Annotated in this window: 2 protein-coding genes; both read left to right on the plus strand. The window is 68.1% G+C overall.

What is annotated here, in order from left to right:
• Nucleotides 1–1,555 (plus strand): glucose-6-phosphate isomerase (gene pgi, locus ACTHNC_RS08860; protein WP_440294236.1); only part of this gene is annotated, 1,555 nt, incomplete at its 5' end.
• 52 nt (nt 1,556–1,607) lie between these two features.
• Nucleotides 1,608–2,444, plus strand: a complete 837-nt coding sequence (locus ACTHNC_RS08865; protein WP_440294237.1) for an SDR family oxidoreductase — start codon at nt 1,608–1,610, stop codon at nt 2,442–2,444.
• Nucleotides 2,445–2,534: the final 90 nt, after the last annotated feature.

Raw genomic sequence — 2,534 nt, forward strand, 5'->3', positions numbered from 1 at the left:
GCTCGCCGACCTGCACGTCGATCTCTCCAAGAACCTGGTGACCGACGACATCCTCGCCTCGCTCGTGCGCCTGGCCGAGCAGGTCGGCGTCGCCGATCGCTTCGCGCAGATGCTCGCCGGGGTGCACATCAACACCACAGAGGATCGCGCCGTGCTGCACACGGCGCTGCGCCGTCCGGCGGAGGCCTCGCCCGAGCTGGTCGTCGACGGCCAGCACGTCGACCACGATGTGCACGAGGTGCTCGACCGCATCGCCGCGTTCGCCGACCGGGTGCGGTCCGGACAGTTCACCGGCGTCACCGGCAAGAAGGTCGCCACGGTCGTCAACATCGGGATCGGCGGGTCCGACCTCGGCCCGGTCATGGTCTACGAGGCGCTGAAGCCGTATGCGGATGCCGGCATCGAGGCGCGCTTCATCTCCAACATCGACCCCACAGACCTGGCACAGAAGACGTCGGGTCTCGACCCGGAGACGACGCTCTTCATCGTCGCGTCCAAGACGTTCACCACGCTCGAGACGTTGACCAATGCGCGACTCGCGCGCGACTGGCTGTGGGAGGGGCTGCAGGCATCCGGTGCCATCGGCGACGACGAGCAGAGCAGAAAGGATGCCGTCGCGCACCACTTCATCGCCGTCTCGACCGCGCTCGACAAGGTCGCCGAGTTCGGCATCGACACCGACAACGCGTTCGGCTTCTGGGACTGGGTCGGTGGCCGGTACTCGGTCGACTCCGCGATCGGCACGTCGCTGGCGATAGTGCTCGGACCGCAGAACTTCACCGATTTCCTGGCCGGATTCCACGCGGTCGACGAGCACGTCGCATCCACTCCGCTCGAGCGGAACGTTCCGGTACTCATGGGGCTGCTGAACGTCTGGTACTCGAACCTGCTCGGCGCGCAGTCGCACGCCGTGTTGCCGTACTCGCAGTTGCTGCACCGCTTCCCTGCCTACCTGCAGCAGCTCACCATGGAGTCGAACGGCAAGTCGGTTCGGTGGGACGGTTCCCCGGTCACGACCACGACCGGTGAGATCTTCTGGGGCGAGCCGGGCACGAACGGGCAGCACGCGTTCTACCAGCTGATCCACCAGGGCACGCGCCTCATCCCGGCGGACTTCATCGCGTTCGCCGAGCCGGCGTATCCGCTCAAGGACGGCGACCGTGACGTGCACGGGCTGTTCGTGGCGAACTTCCTGGCGCAGACGAAGGCGCTCGCGTTCGGCAAGACCGCCGAGGAGGTCGAGACGGAGGGCACCACCGGGGCGCTCGTCGCCGCGCGCACGTTCCCGGGGAACCGGCCGACGACATCCATCATGGGCAAGGCGCTCACGCCGAAGGTGCTCGGCGAGCTGATCGCGCTGTACGAGCACATCACGTTCACGCAGGGCGCCGTGTGGGGCATCAACTCGTTCGACCAGTGGGGCGTCGAGCTCGGCAAGCAGCTCGCGCTGCAGATCGCCCCGGCGATCGAGGGCGACGAGGCGGCGATCGAGGCACAGGATGCCTCCACCCGCGCGCTGCTGGACTACTACCACCAGCACCGGTCCGGTCGGTAACACGACGTTGCCGGCGCCGCGGGGCTGTGGCGCCGGCCCTACCGTTGTCCCCATGGCTGAAGAGAACAACGGCAAGGTCTGGTTCATCACGGGCACCTCGCGCGGCTTTGGGCGCGCGTGGGCGGAGGCGGCGCTCGAGCGCGGCGACCGGGTCGCGGCGACGGCGCGTGACGTGGCATCCCTCGACGATCTCGTCGAGAAGTACGGCGATCGGTTGTTCGCCGTGCAACTCGACGTCACGGACCGGGAGGCGGACTTCGCCGCCGTGCGCGCCGCGCACGAGCGGTTCGGACGGCTCGATGTGGTCGTCAACAACGCGGGATACGGACACTTCGGCTTCATCGAAGAGGTGACAGAGGACGAGGCGCGAGCCCAGTTGGAGACCAACGTCTTCGGCGCCCTCTGGGTGACGCAGGCCGCGCTGCCGTTCTTGCGTGCGCAGGGCAGTGGGCACATCATCCAGGTGTCTTCGATCGGCGGGATCACGGCGTTCCCGCTGGTCGGCATCTACAACGCCTCGAAGTGGGCGCTCGAGGGCTTCAGCCAGGCGCTGGCGCAGGAGGTGGCATCCTTCGGCATCCACGTCACGCTCGTCGAGCCCGCGGCGTTCGCCACCGACTGGGCGGGATCGTCGTCGAAGCACTCGGCTGAGTCGCCGGACTACGCCGACGTGCATAGAGCCGTGGCCGAAAGCCGCAAGCAGCGCAACTCGACGCCGGGCGATGCGGAGGCATCGGCGGCGGCCATCCTCAAGGTCGTCGAAGCCGAGGAGCCGCCGCTGCGCGTCTTCTTCGGGTCCGGCCCGCTCGCGCTCGCGAAGGCCGACTACGCCGAGCGGATCGCGACGTGGGAGGAGTGGCAGCCGGTCGCCGAGCTCGCGCAGGGATGACGCCCGGCGCTCGCCACTGAATCATCAAGGACAGGCCGAGACTTCGACGCGAAAGCGCGGGTCTCGGCCCGTTTCGTGCATTTTCGATCG

Source organism: Humibacter sp. (assembly GCF_051954055.1).
Taxonomy (GTDB): Bacteria; Actinomycetota; Actinomycetes; order Actinomycetales; family Microbacteriaceae; genus Humibacter.

Excerpts from the sequence above, each read along its gene's own strand:
- ACTHNC_RS08865 (WP_440294237.1), top strand. The coding sequence starts at position 1,608 with ATGGCTGAAGAGAACAACGGCAAGGTCTGGTTCATCACGGGCACCTCG.